Here is a 16,774-nt window from a genome sequence, read left to right as displayed (position 1 = left end):
CCCCTTGGCACGAAACAGCCGGACAACGGCAATCTTGCCACTGGGCGCCCGGCCGGCCCACGGCGAGCATCGAGGGCATGCTGATCCAGATCGTGCTGTTCGACGGGTTCGACCCGCTCGACGTCATCGCCCCGTTCGAGGTCCTCGCCGCCGGGGCCGACCTCGCCGGGCGGCCGCAGGACGAGGTGCGGCTCGTGGCCGCGGACGGCCCGCGCGAGGTCACCGGGGCCGCCCGCGGGCTGAGCCTGCGCGCGACGGCCGCCCTGGACCCCGCGGCGCCGGGCTACGTGATCGTCCCGGGGGCCGGCGGGGCGGTCGGGGAGATCCCGGCGATCCTCGGCCGGGTCGCCCAGTCGGCCCTGATACCGCAGGTCCGCGCGGCCCTGGACGCGCCCGGCGTCACGGTCGCGACCGTCTGCGGCGGCTCGCTCGCGCTCGCGCTGGCCGGGCTGCTCCGGGGGCGGCCCGCGGTCACGCACGGGCTGGGGATGGACGCGCTCGCGGCGACCGGTGCGCGGCCGGTGCGCGCCCGCGTGGTCGACGACGGCGACCTGGTCACCGCGGGCGGGGTCACCTCCGGGCTGGACCTGGGGCTGCACCTGGTCGAGCGCGAGTACGGGCCGCGGGTCGCCCTGGCGGTGCAGGAGCTGTTCGAGTACGAGCGGCGCGGGACCGCCTGGCGCGACGCGGGGGCCGAACCGGTGGGGTGACCCAGGGTGACACAACGGGTGTTGCGTCGATTCTTGCGTCGGCCGAGTTTGCGGGGTATCACTCGGGGAAACCTTTCCATCATCGAAAGATCTCCCCCGAAGGGTATGCGATGCGGATTGCGACGGCGATCACCGGACGGCTTGGGGCGATCGTCGTCCTCCTGGTCGCGATCGGGCTGACGGCGCTGGCGTTCGTCACCTCGCCGGAGCAGCCGGCCGCCCAGGCCACCGACGGGCTCCCCGCCGGCAAGCAGTCGACGCGGGTCACCGAGCTGCAGGACCGCTTCCCGAGCGGCCGCACGCAGACCGCGCTGGTGATCTTCGAGCGGGCGGGCGGGCCGCTGACCGAGGCCGACCGGCAGGCGGTCGACCGGGCCCGGGCCGCCGCCGGGCCCATCGCGCTCGGCGGCCGGGTCGCGCCCGCGGCGCCGTCCGACGACTTGCAGGCGATGCTCGTCGCGGTGCCGCTGCGGGCCGGCGGGACCGAGCAGGTGGCCGGCGAGGTGGAGCAGCTGCGCGCCGCGGTGGCGGGGGTCCAGCCGCCTGACGGGCTGCGGGTGCTCGTCACCGGCGGCCCCGCGTTCGCCCGGGACATCTCGGCCGCGTTCGAGGGCGCCGACTTCACGCTGCTGGCCGCGACCGCGATCGTCGTGGCGGTGCTGCTGCTGGTGACGTACCGCAGCCCGATCCTGTGGCTCGTCCCGCTCGCCGTCATCGGCACCGCCGACCAGGTGGTCGCGAAGCTGCTGCCCTGGGTCGCGAAGGTGGCCGGCCAGCCCACGCAGGGCCAGGTCAGCGGCATCGTGTCCGTGCTGGTCTTCGGGGCCGGGACGGACTATGCGCTGCTGCTCATCGCGCGGTACCGCGAGGAGCTCCGCCACACCGAAAACCGCCGCGAGGCCATGGCCGCCGCCCTGCGCGGGGCCGCGCCGGCCGTCATCGCCAGCGCCACCACCGTGGTCCTCGCCCTGCTCACGCTGCTCTTCGCGGTGCTGACCACCAACCGCACCCTGGGCGCGGCCGCCGCGCTCGGCGTGATCGTCGCGCTCGTCTTCGGCCTCGTCGTGCTCCCGGCCGCGCTCGTGTGCCTGCCCCGCGGCGTGTTCTGGCCGTTCGTGCCGCGGGTCGGCTCCGAGGACCCGGCCCACGCCGGCTTCTGGTCACGCGTCGCCGCCGGGGTCCAGCGCCGCCCCCGCATCGTGCTCGCCGCCGCCGTCGTGCTCCTCGCGGCCCTGACCGCGGGGCTCATCGGCACAAAGATCGGGCTGTCGCAGACCGAGCAGTTCCGCACCGAGGTCGAGTCGGTCACCGGCGCCGAGGCCCTCGCGCGGCACTACCCGGCCGGCGCCGCCCAGCCGGTCACGGTCATCGTGAACGCGCCCGCAGCCGAGGGGGCCAGGGCCGCCGCGAACGGGGTCGCGGGCGTCGCCGAGGTCGGCGAGCCCGAGCGCTCCGACGACGGCGCGCTCGTCACCTTCACCGTGGACCTGACCAGCGGCTCCGGCACGGCCGCGGCGGACCGCACGGTCCAGGACCTGCGCGCTGCCCTGGCCGGGATCCCGGGCGCGGGCGCGCTCGTGGGCGGGGACCCCGCGGCGGACCTCGACGAGCGCGACGCCAACCTTCGCGACGATTACGTGGTCGTACCGCTGGTGCTCGCCGTCGTCCTGCTCGTCCTCGTGCTCTTGCTGCGCTCGCTGGTCGCGCCCCTGCTGTTGCTGCTCACGGTCGTCGTGAGCTTCGCGGCCAGCCTCGGCGCCGCGAGTCTCGTGCTGCGCCACGTGCTGGACATCCCGGCGCTGGGCACCGCCGTGCCGCTGCTGGCGTTCCTGTTCCTGGTGGCGCTCGGCGTCGACTACAACATCTTCCTGGCCACCCGGGCCCGCGAGGAGGCCCCGCACCTGGGCACCCGCGCGGGCATGGTCCGGGCCCTGGCCACGACCGGCGGCGTGATCACCTCGGCCGGCATCCTGCTCGCCGCGGTGTTCGCGGTGCTCGGCGTGCTCCCGGTGATCGTGCTGACCCAGATCGGCGTCATCGTGGGCATCGGCGTGGTCGTCGACACCCTCATCGTGCGCACGATCGTCGTGCCGGCCCTGGCCCTGCTGCTGGGCGAGCGGTTCTGGTGGCCGGCCTCCATCAAGGGCCGGCACGAGGCGCCCGAGCCGTCAGCCCGCCACCTCGAAGGGGTCGCCGGCCAGGATTGACCAGATCTCCGTGTCGTGCCGGACGCCGTGGTACGGGTACGACTCCCGAAGGACGCCGTCGAGGCGCATCCCGAGCCGGCGCGCCACGGCGGAGCTCGCGGCGTTGTCGGGCCTGCACTTCCACTCGACCCGGTGCAGGCCCCGGGTGTTGATGGCCCAGTCGATGAGCGCCCGCGCCGCCGCGGTCACCAGGCCGCGGCCCTGCCCGGCGGGCTCGAGCCAGACGCCCAGCTCGCAGGCCCCGGCCTCGGCGCTGAAGTGCACGAACATGGTCCCGCCGACGAGGGTGCCGTCCAGCCAGATGCCGAACAACCGCCCGGCGTCGCGGGCCTGCAGGTCGGCGTAGCGCTGCAGGGTCGCCCGGGCCGAGTCGAGGTCGGTGCTGACCGACGCCCACGGGATCCAGGGGTCGACGGTCTCCCGGGCCCGGTCCATGTGTGCGAGGAACTCCGCGGCCTGCCACGGCTCCAGCGGGCGCAGCTCGGCCCCGCCCCCGAGGGATACGCTGAACATGATCACACCGTACGCGGGCGCGCATCAGCCGTCGACGGTGACCGTCACGGTGTGCCAGCCGGTGGCGCCGTCGGGGAACGGGGTGGCCCGCCGCTCCGGCTGGACCGCGCCGGTCCCGTCGGCGGCCCGGACGCGCAGCGTGTGCGGGCCGGGCGTCGCGGCCCACGTCAGCCGCCACTGCACCCAGGTGACGTCCGAGGGCACCGGCAGCAGCTCGGCCCGCCGCCACGGCTCCGCGTCGACCTGCACCTCGACCGCGGCGATCCCCCGGCCCTGGGCCCAGGCGACCCCGGCGACCGGCACCGAGCCGGCCCGCACACGCCCGAACGCGCCGGGCCGGTCGATGCGCGACGCCGTCTTGACCGGGCCGCGGGGCGCCCAGCCGCGCGCGACCCAGTACGCGTCGACGGCGCCGAACGTGGTCAGCTCGAGCTCGGTGAGCCACTTGCACGCGCCCGCGTAGCCGTACACGCCCGGCGTCAGCATCCGCACCGGGAACCCGTGCTCGAGCGGCAGCGGCTCCCCGTTCATGCCGACGCACAGCAGCACGTCCGGGGTGTCGAGCACGGTGCCGAGCGGGGTGCCGATGCTCATCCCGTCGACCGAGCGCGCGAGCACCTGGTCGGCGCCCGGGTCGATCCCGGCCTCGCGCAGCAGCGGGGCGAGCGGCACCCCGAGCCAGCGCGCGGTGCCGATGTACGGGCCGCCGACCTCGTTCGACACGCAGTTGAGCGTGATGTGCCGCTCGACCAGGGGCCGCCGGAGCAGCTCGGCGAAGGTGAACGTGCGCGGCCGCTCGACCCGGCCGTGGATGCGCAGCCGCCACGCCCCGAGGTCGACCCGGGGCACCGTCAGCGCGGTGTCGACCCGGTAGAAGTCCCGGTTCGCGGTCACGAACCCGGGGTCCTGTCCGGCCGGCAGGGGCGGGGCCGGGTCCGCGGGCGCGGGCAGCCGCACCGCCTCGCGGTCCCGGGTCGCGGCGCCGCCGCGCACCCGCCGGGTCACGACCGCGGCCCCGCCCGCGACCGCCACGAGGGCGGCGGCCCGCAGGAACGCGCGCCGGTCGAAGCCCTCGGGCCGCGGCGCCGGCCGGTGCAGCGTCCACAGCACGATCCCGGTGACGGCCCCGCCGAGCAGCGACGGCAGCGCCGCGGCCGGCCCGGCGGCCGGCCGGCTCATGGCCGCGGCCGCGCCGGCGATCGCGAAGAGCGCCGCGCCGCCCGGGCCGAACCAGCGCCGGCGGGCCGCGAGCAGGCCGACGAGCACGGCGACGGCCGCGAGCGCGACGGCGATGCCGCCGAGCAGGACCGGCTTGTCCGCGGTGCCGAAGGTGCGCACCGCGAACTCCTTCACGGGCGTCGGGGCCGCGTCGACGAGCACCCCGCCGACCGCGACGGCCGGGCCGGCCGCCGGGTCGGTGAGCGCCGCGAGCAGTTCGGCCACGGCGATCCCGGCCGCCGCCGTCAGCAGGCCCGCAAGGCCCGACAGGCCCGCCCGGCGACGGCTCTCCACAGTGGACATCAGCTCTTGGGCATGAGGACGGTGTCGACGATGTAGACGGTCGCGTTGGCCGTCTGCACGTTGCCGCACACGACCATGGCGTTGCCGTTGACGGTGAAGCTGGTGCCGGAGCCGGTCACCATGAGGTCGGAGCCCTGCTGGGTCTTGTGCGTGCCGGCCAGCTCCGACGGGCTCAGCTTGCCGGACACCACGTGGTAGGTCAGCACGGCGGCGAGGGCCTTCGGGTCGGCCAGCACCTTGTCCAGGTCGGCCTTCGGGATCTTCCCGAACGCGTCGTTCGTCGGCGCGAAGACGGTGACGTCCTTGGTGTTGTTGAGCGAGTCGACCAGGTTGGCCTGCTTCACCGCACCGACCAATGTGGACAGCAGCGGGTTGCCGGCGGCCGCGGAGGCGACCGGGACCTTGGCCATCGCGTCGAAGCTACCCGGGTTGGCCGGGTCCGTCGGCACCGCCGCACAGCCCGGACCGAACTGCGTCCCCGTGCCCGCCATCGGCGCGGCGCTGGAAGGGGCGGCGGCGGTCGTCATCGGCGCCGACGGTGCGGCTGTGTCGTCCGAGGAGCCCCCGCACGCGGCGAGGGACAGGGCGAGGGCGGTGGCGGCGGCCGCGGCGGCGAACTTGGTGCGAACCATGAGCAATCCCCTTCAATCGGTACGTTCACCGATGATTCGCAGCCGGGATCGCGCCGGATGGGTCCGGCTTTGGGCGAGAGCGCTCTCAACACATATGAGCAGCTCACGGCGAAGATAGAGAGCGCTCTCCGAAAACCGGTCATTGACACTGGTCGCATTTGGTGCGCAGAATTCGCAAGGACCCCGGAAGCCCGCCACTTCGAACACACGGAGTCCACCCCATGCGCCTGAGAAAAGGCCGGCCCCTCGCGGCCGGTGCGATCGCCGTCGCCGTGGTCGCCACCGCGCTGACCTTCTTCGCCCTCCCCAGTGCCGAGGCCGCCACGCTCGGCTCCGGCAGCTACGCGACCACCACGCCGACCGGCGCCACCGGCCCGACCGGCTGTGGCAGCATCGCGACCAACCCGCGGCAGTACGTCACCGCGAACGCCCCCGCCGGAGCCGTGCCCACGAACGACTGGTGGTCGTCGCTGCTGTTCAAGCGGACCGACTGCAACTACTCCCTGCCGCTCGAGGCCCACCCGATGGCCTTCAAGCCGGCCGCCAACGGCCTCGGGGTCTCGTACACCACCGAGGCCGCCATCTCCGGCACCGCGACCGGCGTCGGGGAGTACCACTTCCCGTACACCACCGAGTTCACCCTCGGCGTGGCCGGCCTGAACGCGCCGAACACCCTGGTGGACGGCTGGACCGACTGGACCGTCACGCCCTCGTGGTCCGACGGCGCCCGCACGCTGAAGACGACCATCGGCCACGGGATCCCGTTCGTGTACGCCCGCACCTCCGGCGGCAACGCGCAGCTGACCTTCGGCGGCGCGCCCACCGTGTGGTCCAACAGCGGCGCCCGCGTCGGGTTCACTGTGCGCGGCCACGACTACATGGCCTACGCGCCCACCGGGGCGACGTGGACGGTCAGCGGCTCGACCATCACCTCGACGCTGGCCGGCAAGGACTACTTCTCCGTCGCGCTGCTGCCGACCACCACGTCGACCTCGGCCGCGGACCGCACGGCGCTTTCGAACACGTACGGCACGTACGCCCACAACCACGTCACCGGCACCCGCGTCGCGTGGAGCTACGACCAGTCGGCGAGCAACGTCAACGCCACCTACACCGTGACCACCACCGCCCGCGAGGGCACCGGCTCCGGCACCGTGCTCGCGCTCTACCCGCACCAGTGGAAGAGCCTCTCGGGCAGCACCCCGATCGCGCAGACCTACGTCTCCCCGCGCGGGACGATGAAGGTACTCACGGGCACCGGCGCGTTCACGACGGCCACGCGCTACCAGGGCGTGCTGCCGGAGATCCCCGCGGTCGCCGACTCCGCCGGCGCCGACCTGACCACGGTCGGCGGCTACCTCGACCAGGTGGCCACCGGCGACCCGCTGGCCGCGTTCGGCAACGACACCTACTGGACCGGCAAGGGCCTCGGCCGCGCCGCCCGGGCCGCCGAGCTCGCCGACCAGCTCGGCCGCACCGCCCAGCGCGACGCGCTGCTGGGCGCCATCCGCACCCGCCTGACCGACTGGTTCACCGCGGGCTCGGGCGAGTCGGAGCGCCTGTTCGTCTACAACCAGGCGTGGGGCACGCTCATCGGCTACCCGGCCTCGTACGGCTCCGACCAGGAGCTCAACGACCACCACTTCCACTACGGGTACTACATCGCCGCGGCCGCGACCCTCGCCAAGTTCGACAAGGCGTGGGCGGCCACGAGCGCGTACGGCGGGATGGTCAACCTGCTCATCCGGGACGCCAACAACCCGGACCGCAACGACACCATGTTCCCGTTCCTGCGCGACTTCGACATCTACGCCGGGCACGACTGGGCGTCCGGGCACGGGTCGTTCGGGGCCGGCAACAACCAGGAGTCCTCGTCGGAGGGCATGAACTTCGCCAACGCGCTCATCCAGTGGGGCATCGCGACCGGCAACACCGCGGTCCGCGACGCCGGGCTGTACATCTACTCCACGCAGGCGCAGGCGATCCAGGAGTACTGGTTCGACTCGTCCAACCAGAACTTCCCGTCCACGTTCGCGCACAACACGGTCGGCATGGTCTGGGGCGACGGCGGGGCCTACGCCACCTGGTTCAGCGCCGAGCCGGAGATGATCCAGGGCATCAACATGCTCCCGGTGACCGGCGGCTCCTTCTACATGGGGTACAAGCCCTCGTACATCGCCACCAACTACAACGAGATGACGACCAACAACGGCGGCCCGCCCACGGTGTGGCAGGACGTGCTGTGGTCGTTCCAGGCGCTGGGCAACGGCGACCAGGCGCTCGCGAACCTGCGGGCGAATTCCGGGTACACCCCGGAGGAAGGCGAGAGCAAGGCGCACACCTTCCACTGGATCCGCAACCTCGCCGCGCTGGGCACCGTGGACGCCTCGGTGACCGCGAACACGCCGCTGTACGCGGTGTTCACGAAGAACGGCCAGCGCACGTACGCCGCGACGAACCTCGGCTCGACGGCGCTCACGGTCACGTTCTCCGACGGGCACACGCTGAGCGTCGGGGCCGGGAAGACCGCGACCAACGGGGCCTTCACCTGGAGCGGCGGCAACGGGACCAGCAACCCGCCGTCGTCGCCGCCGCCCACCTCCACGTCCCCGTCGCCGTCGCGCTCGGCGTCGCCCTCGCCGTCCGCATCGCAGCCGCCGGTCGGGTCCAACAAGTTCTACCTGCGCAGCGGTCCGGCGCTGAACACCGCGGCCGGCGGCGGGGCGGGCACGCAGACGATCACCGCGGCCAACGGCAACTACGACGGCACCCCGCACAACCCGGTGACCTACACGGCGTGCGGCATCACCGGCTCGACCAACGGCGCGGCGACCCAGTTCGCGTTCCACGTCGACGCCGGCACCGCGGTCGGGCAGGGCATCCAGGCCCGGGTCTCCTACGACTTCACCGGCGGCGGCACCTACGGCCGGGTCGAGACGTACCGCTACTTCGCCACCGACCCGGTCGCGGGCACCGAGCAGTACACCCAGTCCGCGGGCCTCGCGTCCTCGTCCGGCACCCTGTCGGCGATGAACCGCGGCTGCGTGAAGCTGGAGCTGTGGAACGCCATCGGCAACGCGAACACCACCGTGCGCGTGGACGCGACCGCCGCCAACGGCAACCAGTCCACCCTCACGATCCCCTACACCGTCTCCTGACCCGATACCCTTCGGGCCCATGAGGCCCCTCCTGATCGGCGCCGGCGTCCTCCTCGGAGGCGCCGGCGCCTTCGTGTTCCTGCGCCGCCGATTCGTCGTCGTCACCGTCAGCGGGCCGAGCATGGAGCCCACCCTCGCGCACGGCGACCGGCTGCTGGTGCGGCGCCGCCCGGCCCGGCCGCCACGGCTCGGCGACATCTCCGGGACCGGAGGCGGGCGGGCTGGCAGCGCGGGCGGGGGCGGCCGTCGCGCTCGTGTGGCGGGCCGGGAAGGGCGCGTTGCTCGGCTCGGCCGCCCTCGCCCTGCTCGCCGGGGCCTGGCCGGTCGCCGGGGCCTGGCTGACCAAGCTCGTCATCGACCGGATCGGGCGGCCCGGGCCGGCGCTCGGCACCCTCATCGCGCTCGCCGCCGGGCTCGCCGTCGTCGGGGTGCTCAGCGCGACCGTGCCGCACCTGCAGCGGTACCTCGACGCGCAGCTGCGCCGCCGCATCGACCTGCTGGCCCGCGCCGAGCTGTTCGCGGCCGTCAACCGGTTCGTCGGGCTGCGCCGCTTCGAGCAGCCCCGCTTCCACGACCGGCTGCGCATGGCCGAGCAGGCCGGGCAGGCCGCGGCCAGCCAGATCGTGCAGCCCGGCATCGACGCGGCCCGGATGCTGGTCACCGTCGGCGGGTTCGTCGCCACCCTGTCGGTGCTCAGCCCGGTCATGACCGCCGTGGTGCTGCTCGCCGCCGCCCCGGCGGTCGCGGCCGAGGTGCTGCTGGGCCGGGCGCGGGCGGCGATGGCCTGGCGGATGAGCCCGCGGGCCCGCCGTCAGCTGTTCTACGCCGACCTGCTCACCGACCTGCGCGCGGCCAAGGAGGTGCGGCTGTTCGGCCTCGGCGGCTTCCTGCTCGGGCGGCTGCTGCGCGAGGTCGGCGCGGCCAACGACGGCGAGCAGGCCCTGGACCGGCGCGAGGTGCTCGTGCAGGCCGGGCTCAGCGCGCTCGGCGGCATCGCGGCCGGCGCCGGGCTCGTCTGGGTGGTCGCGGACGCGGCCGGCGGCCGGCTCTCCGTCGGCGACATCGCCGTGTTCGTCGCCGCGGTCGCCGGTGTCCAAAGTGGACTGATCGGGCTCGTCGGCCAGCTCGGCGGCGCGTACGAGGCCCTGCTGCACTTCGGCCACTACCGCGCGGTGGTGCGCGCGGGGCCGGACCTGCCCGTGGCGCCCGCCGCCCCGCCCGTGCCCGCGCTGCGCGACGGCATCGAACTGCGGGACGTGTGGTTCCGCTACGACGACACCCACCCGTGGGTGCTGCGCGGCGTCGACCTGTTCCTGCCGCGCGGGCAGGCCGTCGCCCTCGTGGGGCTGAACGGCTCCGGCAAGTCGACGCTCGTGAAGCTGCTGTGCCGGTTCTACGACCCGCAGCGCGGCGCCGTGCTGTGGGACGGCGCCGACATCCGCACGTTCGACCCGGCGAGCCTGCGCCGGCGGCTCGCCGCGGTGTTCCAGGACTACGTCGCCTTCGACCTCACCGCCGCGGAGAACGTCGGGCTGGGCGACCTCGGCGCGCTCGACGACCGGGACCGGCTGCGGGCGGCCGCGACCCTCGCCGGGATCGACGGGACGCTGTCGGGGCTGCCGCGCGGCTACGACACCATGCTCAGCCGCACCTTCTTCGACGCCGCCGACGGCGACGACCCGGAGGCCGGGGTGCTGCTGTCCGGCGGGCAGTGGCAGCGGGTCGCGCTCGCCCGGGCCTACCTGCGCGACGACCGCGACCTGGCGATCCTCGACGAGCCCAGCGCCGGGCTGGACGCCGAGGCCGAGCACGACCTGCACCGCGACCTGCACCGGCATCGGGCCGGGCGCACGAACCTGCTGATCTCGCACCGGCTCGGCGCGGTCCGCACCGCCGACCTCATCGTGGTGCTCGCCGAGGGCCGGATCGTGGAGCAGGGCACGCACGCGGCGCTCATGGCCGCCGGCGGCGCGTACGCGCGGCTGTTCGAGCTGCAGGCGGCCTGCTACTCGGCCGGCTTCTCGGCCGACATGGTCAGCGCGCCGGCGGATGTTCCAGGGTGACGGTGACCGTGACGCGGCCCTTGTCGTCGCGGCGGGACACGGCGTGGCCGGGCCGGTCCTCGCCGTCGAGGTGCAGCAGGATCGGGCCGCCCGCGCCGAGGAAGTTGCGCCACCACGCCTTGGCGTCGGGAAGCTGCACGCCGATGGTGACGGTGTCGCCGGAGCGGCGGTAAGCGACCGGGGTGCTGAAGGTCTTCCCCGAGCGGCGGCCGGTGTAGGTGACGACGGTCAGGCGGCGGCGCACCACGCGGCCGAGGCGCGGCGAGTCGCGCAGCCGCAGCACACAGGCGTTGACGCGGCGCACGGTTCCCTTGGGCAGTTCCACGACGATCACGGTACCGGCTAACTGGAGACCCCCGTCCAGTTGCCGGTAAAGTGAGAAGCATGCGCACCGCGGCCTCTCGATTGCGCGCCGACGCCCGGCAGAACCGCGATCGCATCCTCGAGGTCGCCGCCGAGCTGTTCGCCGAGCGCGGGATCGACGTGCCGATGGCCGCGGTCGCACGGCACGCCGGGGTCGGGGTGGCCACGCTGTACCGCCGCTTCCCGACCCGCGAGGCGCTCGTCGCCGAGGTGTTCGCCGAGCAGTTCGCCGCGTGCTCCGCGGTGCTCTACGACGCGCTCGAGGACCCGGACCCGTGGCGCGGCTTCCGCACCGTGGTCGAGCGGGTCTGCGCGATGCAGGCCACCGACCGGGGGTTCAGCGCCGCGGTGCTCGCCGCGTTCCCGCACCTGATCGACCTCGAGCACGAGCGCGCCCGGGGCGTGGAGGCGTTCGCCGGGCTCGTCGCCCGCGCCCAGGCCGCCGGCCGGTTGCGCGCCGACTTCGAACCCGGCGACCTGCTGCTCATCCTGCAGGCCAACTGCGGCGTCACGGACTCCGGGCGCCTGGTGGCGTACCTCCTCGACGCCTTCGCCGCCTGACCGAGGGAGCCGCTGTGCACATCCGCACGTTCCGCTGGGCCGACTACGAGGGCGCGGTGGCGCTGTGGGAGGCCGCGGGCAACGACGTCCTGCCGCGGGCCGAGCTGGAGGCGAAGCTGACCCGGGACCCGGAGCTGTTCCTGGTCGCCGAGGCCGGCGACGGCGCGCTGGCGGGCGTGGTGCTGGGCACCTACGACGGGCGGCGCGGCTTCATCCTCCGGCTCGCCGTCGCCGCGTCCCGGCGGCGCCAAGGCATCGCGACCCGGCTCGTCGCCGAGCTGGAGGAGCGCCTGAAGGCGCTCGGCTGCCCGCGCGTCAACCTGCTCGTGCTGCCGCAGAACGCGTCGGGGCTGCGGTTCTGGCAGGCGCTCGGGTATCTGCCGGCGCCCGACGTGCTCTGCACCAAGCCGCTGTGAGGCCTCAGCCGTTGCGGTGGTGCTTCTTCACGAACGTGTACCCGGGCTCCAGCGGCTCGTCGGGGAACTGGCCGCTGTCGATCGCCTGACGGTGCAGCGCGAGGGCCCGCGGGGACGGGCGGGTGCCGGGCTGCAGCTTGCGGATGAAGCCGGCGACCCAGTGCTCGTGCCGGTTGGAGGGGTCGGTCTCGACGGGCTCGTCGGGCCGCACGGCCGGCTCGAGCAGCGGCGCGTAGAACAGCATCGGCACCCCCTCGGCCCCGTCGGCGGGCGGGAACGACGGCCGGCCCTCGGCGTCGAGGCTGCCGGCCACGCGGGTGACGTACCCCTCGCGGATGAGCTGATCGATCGCGTTGCGCAGCAGGAAGGTCCCGCGGGTCCCGCGCCCGAGCCCGGCGCGCTTGACGAGGTCGGCCTCGGGGAACACCGCGCTGCCGTCCTCGAACACCCGCCCGTGGCGCCGCACCGCGTCCAGCACCTTCCCCCGGTTGGAGTTGGCGGGACGGAACTCGTGGGTCACGATCAAGGGGTCGTACTCATGGAAGTACGCGATCCCGTCGACCTTCAGCGGCTCGCCGAGCGGCTTCGTGCGCAGCTGCACCTGACGGCGGCCCGGCTGCCAGGTCAGCCCCACGAGCACGCCGACATGCGCGTCGGGCGGCCACGCGACCCCGATCCGCAGGCCGTCCTCGCCCGGCTCGGCCACGGCGTCGAAGACCAGCCGGCCGGGGGTGACCCCGTGGGCGCGGTGGTCGAGCACGACGGTCTCGGCTTCGGCACACTCCGGCGGCACCGGCATCGTCCCACCGTCGAGGTCGGCGCGGCGCAGCGCGTACCAGGGAGTCTTCACGCTGGGAATCTACCCGCCCGCATGGCCGGCGAGCGGTAGGCCGTGGGGACACGAAACCCCGCCGACCAGGCCGTAAGCCGCTCGGCCTCCTCGTCGAGCCGCTTGCGCGGGACGTCGCGCAGCAGGTGCACGCGCACGACCCCGGCGTCGTCCTGCGTCCAGCAGCCCACGACCCGCCCGTCGGCCCAGGCCGTGGTGCCGGCGTTGCCGCGCCCGTCCACGATCTGCGCCTGGTGCGGGCCGAGGTAGAAGTCGCGGTCCCGCCAGCCCATGACGGTCGGATCGAGCACGGGCAGCAGCGCCACCCACGGCCCGGGATCGCCGACTTCGCCGGTGTCGTCGTTGTCGAGGCTGACCTGGACGGCGTCGAGCTCGGCGAGGGCCTTGCGCACCACGGTCTTCGTCGCGCCGAGCCACCACACGATGTCGTCCTCGGTGCCGGGCCCGAAGGCGCGGAGCCAGGCCTCGACAAGCTCCCGGTAGCCACCCTCCCGCGGCTCCTCCGGCACCCAGTTGCGGGTGAGCGTCCAGCGTTGCCGCGCGGCGGTATTCTCCCCGCGCACGATCTCGGCGGCGGCCCCGAGCCACGTGAGCAGCCGCGACGAGGACCACGGATCGGTGGGCGTGACGGTGACCCGGACGTCGATCATCGGTACCGCCACCCGGATCTCGGCCGCCGTCAGCCCCTCGGGATGCGCGTCGAGCACCGCGAGAATCGCCGCGCGTGCCCGCTCGAGCCAGCCCTGCCCGTCGCCGTCGATCCCGGCCGCGACGACCTCCCGGGCCATCCGCGCCCGCTCGTTGGCGGCGACCCGGGCGGACGCGCTGCCCCACACCGCCCCGAGACGCGAGCGGGGAAACACGAAGAGCGTGCGGCGCATGGCGAGCTGCTTGACGAGCGTTCGGTCGCGGTACAGCGCCCGGTCGACGTCCTCGACCTGAAGCCGCTCGGCCCGGGCCCACGCGGCGAGGTACACGGACGCCGGCTCGGTCGCGTGCAGCCCGACGACGGCCTCGGCGACGGCCTCGGGCGATGCTTGCTTGATCGCGAGCGCTTGACGCACGCCGAGGCGGGCTCGGCGTTCGTCATCGTCCACGTGGCGCATTGGATCATGTTGCCCCACGACATGTCGGGCGCTCCGCGCCACGACATGTCGGATTTATACCCTGACCGGCGATAAGCCGTATCATTGCTGCGCTCGGCCGCTTTGAATACGCCTAGTTTCCGGTTCCAAAATGTTCGCCATTTGCGGCTCGGCGTGGTCCGGGACCGTGGTTCCGATCGTATTTTGGGATAATTTTGGCATGGGGCAGATGCAGTTGTTCAATTCTCGGGAATTGGCTGCTATGCGGGATCGGACGAAGGCTCGGAATTGGTGGCCAGGGAAGGACGAGTTCCGCCGTGAAGCACAGCGGCGGCGTGATTGGGGCTTGGTGAGACGGCATGCGGAGAAGCTGCGCCGCATCCATGGCTCCGTGGAAAATACCCCGGCACAATCGTCGCCCGACCCGCATCTGCCCGCCGAGGAAAAACGCGCCTGCCCCGAGCCCGACGCGACGATTCAACGGCCAGCGCCGTGCAATTCCACCGCCGCGCCGGCACATGGCGAATCAGACACCGCATGGACTCTAACGACGCGGAGGCGGATCGGCGCCCCGCGGCGGCCCCGGCGAGTTCTAGGGGCGCGGAGGCGGGGTCCCGTGCGGCGGCGGGCCATGGTGATGTGGCGGCGGAGGCGGCTCGGCACCTGGCGGCGGTGGGGGCGGCGGCGTCGTGACCAGAGGCTGCTCCGGCCATACGAGCAGCACCGGGCAAGGCGCATGGTCCACGACGAAGCGCGTGAAGCGACCCAGACTCCGCGGCCCCACCCGCGTCCGGTCCCCGTCCCGCGCCACCACCAGCAAGTCTGCACCCAGATCGTTACACGCAGCGATGACCTCGTGCTCGGTGCGGCCACGGCGTACGGCCGTCTCGGAGGGCCGGTCCAGCGACGCGGCGGCCGCGGCCAGAAGGTCCCGTTCGGCGGCCTCGGCTGCCGCGGCCATGGCCGGGCCCGGGTCGCGATGCCCACGACCGAGCAGTCCGCTCCAAGCGCCGCTCACCTCGCCGGCCGTGGCCGGGTCCACGACGTGCAGGAGGGTGATGCGCGCATCGGAAGGCGCGTGGTGCGCGGCGGCCTCGGCGGCGGCGGCCCAGGTGCCCTCGGCTAGCCAGACGAGCACATGCATGTACCGAGGTTCGCAGATGATCCACGCATGTCGCCACCGCTGGCGCCGAATCGGGGCCAATCCCCTGACGGGGCATAAGTCCGATATATCGCGGCGCGAAGCGCCCGATATATCGTCGCCCCTCACCCGCAGACCGGTCCAGAACGCCGCCACCGCCGTCAGCAGGGGCGTCCGACATCGCCGCCCCTCACACCCCAGCGACCCACAACGCCGCCGGCGTCCTCAGAGTGCCAGGCGCAGCAAAGTCGCCCGGATATCGCAGTCCCTCACACCCCGGCGACCCACAGACCGGCCCACAGCGCCGCCACCGCCGCCAGCAGCGCCGCCGGCACCGTCAAGGCGCCCAGGCGCAGGAACCGCCCGGCCGATGGAGCAGCGTCGCGCGCGTGGAGGATCTGGCGCCACAGGAGCGTGGCGAGGGAGCCGACGTACGTGAGGTTCGGGCCCACGTTCACCCCGATGAGCACCGCCAGCAGCAGGCCCGGCGAGTGCTGCACCGCCGGCACCAGGACGAGGGTCGCCGGGAGGTTGTTCAGCAGGTTCGCCAGCAGCGCCGCGAGGGCCGCCGTCGCCAGCAGGCCCAGGAAGGACGCGTCGCCCGGGGTGAGGGTGTCCACCAGCCGGCCCAGGCCGTGTTCGCGCACGGCCAGGACCACGACGCCCAGGCCCAGGACGAAGGCGCAGAAGGCCGGGTTCGCGGCCTTGATCGCGGCCCGGAGTCCCAGTTTTCGGGCTCGGACCAGCGGGACGGCCAGGGCCAGGGCGCCGGCCGCGGCCGCGAAGGCGGGGTGGATGCCCACGGGCTGGCCCGCGGCGAAGCCGGCCAGGGTGAGGACGAGGACGACCAGGGCGTAGCGCGGGGGCTTCGCCGGCTCGGCGGCGGGTGCGGTGGACGCCAAGGCCAGGTCGGAGGCGAAGAAGCGGCGCAGGATGACGTACTCGACCGCGACCACCGCCAGCCATGGGGCGGCCATCAGGCCGGCGAAGGCGGCGAAGCTCAGGCCGCTCGCGGCGAACGCGAGCAGGTTGGTGAGGTTGGAGACGGGCAGCAGCAGGGAGGCCGAGTTCGCCAGGTGGGTGCAGGCGTAGACGTGCGGCTCCGGGCGGGCGCGGATGCGCAGGGCGGCGGCGAAGACCACCGGGGTCAGCAGCACCACCGTCGCGTCGAGGCTGAGGACCGCGGTGACCACGGCGGCCGCGGCGAAGACCGCCCCCAGCAGGCGCTTCGGGCGGCCCTGGGAGTGGCGGGCGGCCAGGTCGCCGATGTACGCGAAGACGCCGTGCGCCTCCGCGAGGTACGACAGCAGCAGCACGGCCGCGAGGAAGCCCACGGTGGGGCCGAGCTCGCGCACCTCGGCCCCGGCCTCGGGCCACGTGACGAGGCCGAACAGCACCGCCAGGACCGCCGCCGGGACCGCGGCCACGGCCTCGGGCAGCCCGAACGGTCGCGCCACGGCGAACCCGAGGACGGCGACCAGCAGCAGCACGGCGACGACCAGCACGGCGGCAGCCTACGGGCAGGATCGGGGCGCCGCACCGCGGGTCGCCAGG

General features: G+C 74.0%; 14 protein-coding genes. 6 read left to right on the top strand and 8 right to left on the bottom strand.

Features of this window, described 5'->3' with window-relative positions; all coding sequences use genetic code 11:
• Nucleotides 1-77 precede the first annotated feature (77 nt).
• Nucleotides 78-710: a DJ-1/PfpI family protein gene (locus ABT369_RS22240; protein ID WP_350614492.1), complete on the top strand. Its 633-nt coding sequence runs from the start codon at nucleotides 78-80 to the stop codon at nucleotides 708-710.
• Between the two features lie 110 nt (nucleotides 711-820).
• Nucleotides 821-2,917: an MMPL family transporter gene (locus ABT369_RS22235; protein ID WP_350614490.1), complete on the top strand. Its 2,097-nt coding sequence runs from the start codon at nucleotides 821-823 to the stop codon at nucleotides 2,915-2,917.
• On the opposite strand, the gene ABT369_RS22230 is transcribed toward ABT369_RS22235, so the two are convergent.
• Genes ABT369_RS22230 through ABT369_RS22220 form a run of 3 tightly spaced genes read right to left on the bottom strand, consistent with a single transcriptional unit; the run spans nucleotide 2,879 to nucleotide 5,583 of the window.
• Complete coding sequence (locus ABT369_RS22230; RefSeq protein WP_350614489.1) at nucleotides 2,879-3,430, bottom strand: GNAT family N-acetyltransferase; 552 nt, start codon at nucleotides 3,428-3,430, stop codon at nucleotides 2,879-2,881. The two genes, ABT369_RS22235 and ABT369_RS22230, sit on opposite strands and share 39 nt — an antisense overlap.
• Before the next feature lie 24 nt (nucleotides 3,431-3,454).
• Nucleotides 3,455-4,951, bottom strand: a complete 1,497-nt coding sequence (locus ABT369_RS22225; RefSeq protein ID WP_350614487.1) for a molybdopterin-dependent oxidoreductase — start codon at nucleotides 4,949-4,951, stop codon at nucleotides 3,455-3,457.
• Nucleotides 4,951-5,583 (bottom strand): fasciclin domain-containing protein, encoded by a 633-nt coding sequence (locus ABT369_RS22220; RefSeq protein ID WP_350614485.1) that lies wholly within the window; start codon nucleotides 5,581-5,583, stop codon nucleotides 4,951-4,953. The genes ABT369_RS22225 and ABT369_RS22220 overlap by 1 nt, the downstream gene beginning before the upstream one ends.
• A 221-nt stretch (nucleotides 5,584-5,804) precedes the next feature.
• On the opposite strand from ABT369_RS22220, the gene ABT369_RS22215 reads away from it, so the two are divergent.
• Nucleotides 5,805-8,741, top strand: coding sequence for a glycosyl hydrolase (locus tag ABT369_RS22215; protein ID WP_350614483.1), 2,937 nt, complete (start codon nucleotides 5,805-5,807; stop codon nucleotides 8,739-8,741).
• Nucleotides 8,742-8,995: 254 nt separating this feature from the next.
• The gene (locus ABT369_RS22210) at nucleotides 8,996-10,804 is read left to right on the top strand and encodes an ABC transporter ATP-binding protein (RefSeq protein WP_350614482.1); all 1,809 of its coding nucleotides are present in this window, start codon (nucleotides 8,996-8,998) and stop codon (nucleotides 10,802-10,804) included.
• On the opposite strand, the gene ABT369_RS22205 is transcribed toward ABT369_RS22210, so the two are convergent.
• On the bottom strand, nucleotides 10,776-11,129 hold the full coding sequence (locus ABT369_RS22205) for a hypothetical protein (protein ID WP_350614481.1): 354 nt from the start codon (nucleotides 11,127-11,129) through the stop codon (nucleotides 10,776-10,778). The two genes, ABT369_RS22210 and ABT369_RS22205, sit on opposite strands and share 29 nt — an antisense overlap.
• 59 nt (nucleotides 11,130-11,188) lie before the next feature.
• Between ABT369_RS22205 and ABT369_RS22200 the strand changes: the two genes are divergently transcribed.
• Both ABT369_RS22200 and ABT369_RS22195 read left to right on the top strand, forming a co-directional pair.
• Nucleotides 11,189-11,728: a TetR/AcrR family transcriptional regulator gene (locus tag ABT369_RS22200; protein ID WP_350614479.1), complete on the top strand. Its 540-nt coding sequence runs from the start codon at nucleotides 11,189-11,191 to the stop codon at nucleotides 11,726-11,728.
• A 14-nt stretch (nucleotides 11,729-11,742) separates the two neighbouring features.
• Complete coding sequence (locus ABT369_RS22195; protein WP_350614477.1) at nucleotides 11,743-12,144, top strand: GNAT family N-acetyltransferase; 402 nt, start codon at nucleotides 11,743-11,745, stop codon at nucleotides 12,142-12,144.
• A gap of 4 nt (nucleotides 12,145-12,148) precedes the next feature.
• Here the strand turns inward: ABT369_RS22195 and ABT369_RS22190 are convergent, their stop codons facing one another.
• The 4 genes from ABT369_RS22190 to ABT369_RS22175 all read right to left on the bottom strand — a co-directional run bounded on the left by ABT369_RS22190 (nucleotide 12,149) and on the right by ABT369_RS22175 (nucleotide 16,725).
• Nucleotides 12,149-12,994, bottom strand: coding sequence for a hypothetical protein (locus ABT369_RS22190; RefSeq protein ID WP_350614475.1), 846 nt, complete (start codon nucleotides 12,992-12,994; stop codon nucleotides 12,149-12,151).
• A complete protein-coding gene (locus tag ABT369_RS22185) occupies nucleotides 12,991-14,091 on the bottom strand; it encodes a winged helix DNA-binding domain-containing protein (RefSeq protein WP_350614473.1) in 1,101 nt (366 codons plus the stop codon). The genes ABT369_RS22190 and ABT369_RS22185 overlap by 4 nt, the downstream gene beginning before the upstream one ends.
• Before the next feature lie 580 nt (nucleotides 14,092-14,671).
• Complete coding sequence (locus ABT369_RS22180) at nucleotides 14,672-15,223, bottom strand: universal stress protein (RefSeq protein WP_350614471.1); 552 nt, start codon at nucleotides 15,221-15,223, stop codon at nucleotides 14,672-14,674.
• Between the two features lie 266 nt (nucleotides 15,224-15,489).
• Nucleotides 15,490-16,725 (bottom strand): SLC13 family permease, encoded by a 1,236-nt coding sequence (locus ABT369_RS22175; protein WP_502891805.1) that lies wholly within the window; start codon nucleotides 16,723-16,725, stop codon nucleotides 15,490-15,492.
• Nucleotides 16,726-16,774 lie beyond the last annotated feature (49 nt).

Origin of the sequence: Dactylosporangium sp. NPDC000244, assembly GCF_040300725.1 — a bacterium.
Lineage (GTDB): Bacteria > Actinomycetota > Actinomycetes > Mycobacteriales > Micromonosporaceae > Dactylosporangium.
Note: the sequence above shows the minus strand (reverse complement) of the source record. Positions and strands in the feature narration are given on the sequence as shown.

Bases quoted from the DNA above. Each gene is read 5' to 3' on its own strand.
- ABT369_RS22240 (WP_350614492.1), top strand. From the start codon at position 78: ATGCTGATCCAGATCGTGCTGTTCGACGGGTTCGACCCGCTCGACGTC.
- ABT369_RS22235 (WP_350614490.1), top strand. From the start codon at position 821: ATGCGGATTGCGACGGCGATCACCGGACGGCTTGGGGCGATCGTCGTC.
- ABT369_RS22230 (WP_350614489.1), bottom strand. From the start codon at position 3,430: ATGTTCAGCGTATCCCTCGGGGGCGGGGCCGAGCTGCGCCCGCTGGAG.
- ABT369_RS22225 (WP_350614487.1), bottom strand. From the start codon at position 4,951: ATGTCCACTGTGGAGAGCCGTCGCCGGGCGGGCCTGTCGGGCCTTGCG.
- ABT369_RS22220 (WP_350614485.1), bottom strand. From the start codon at position 5,583: ATGGTTCGCACCAAGTTCGCCGCCGCGGCCGCCGCCACCGCCCTCGCC.
- ABT369_RS22215 (WP_350614483.1), top strand. From the start codon at position 5,805: ATGCGCCTGAGAAAAGGCCGGCCCCTCGCGGCCGGTGCGATCGCCGTC.
- ABT369_RS22200 (WP_350614479.1), top strand. From the start codon at position 11,189: ATGCGCACCGCGGCCTCTCGATTGCGCGCCGACGCCCGGCAGAACCGC.
- ABT369_RS22180 (WP_350614471.1), bottom strand. From the start codon at position 15,223: ATGCATGTGCTCGTCTGGCTAGCCGAGGGCACCTGGGCCGCCGCCGCC.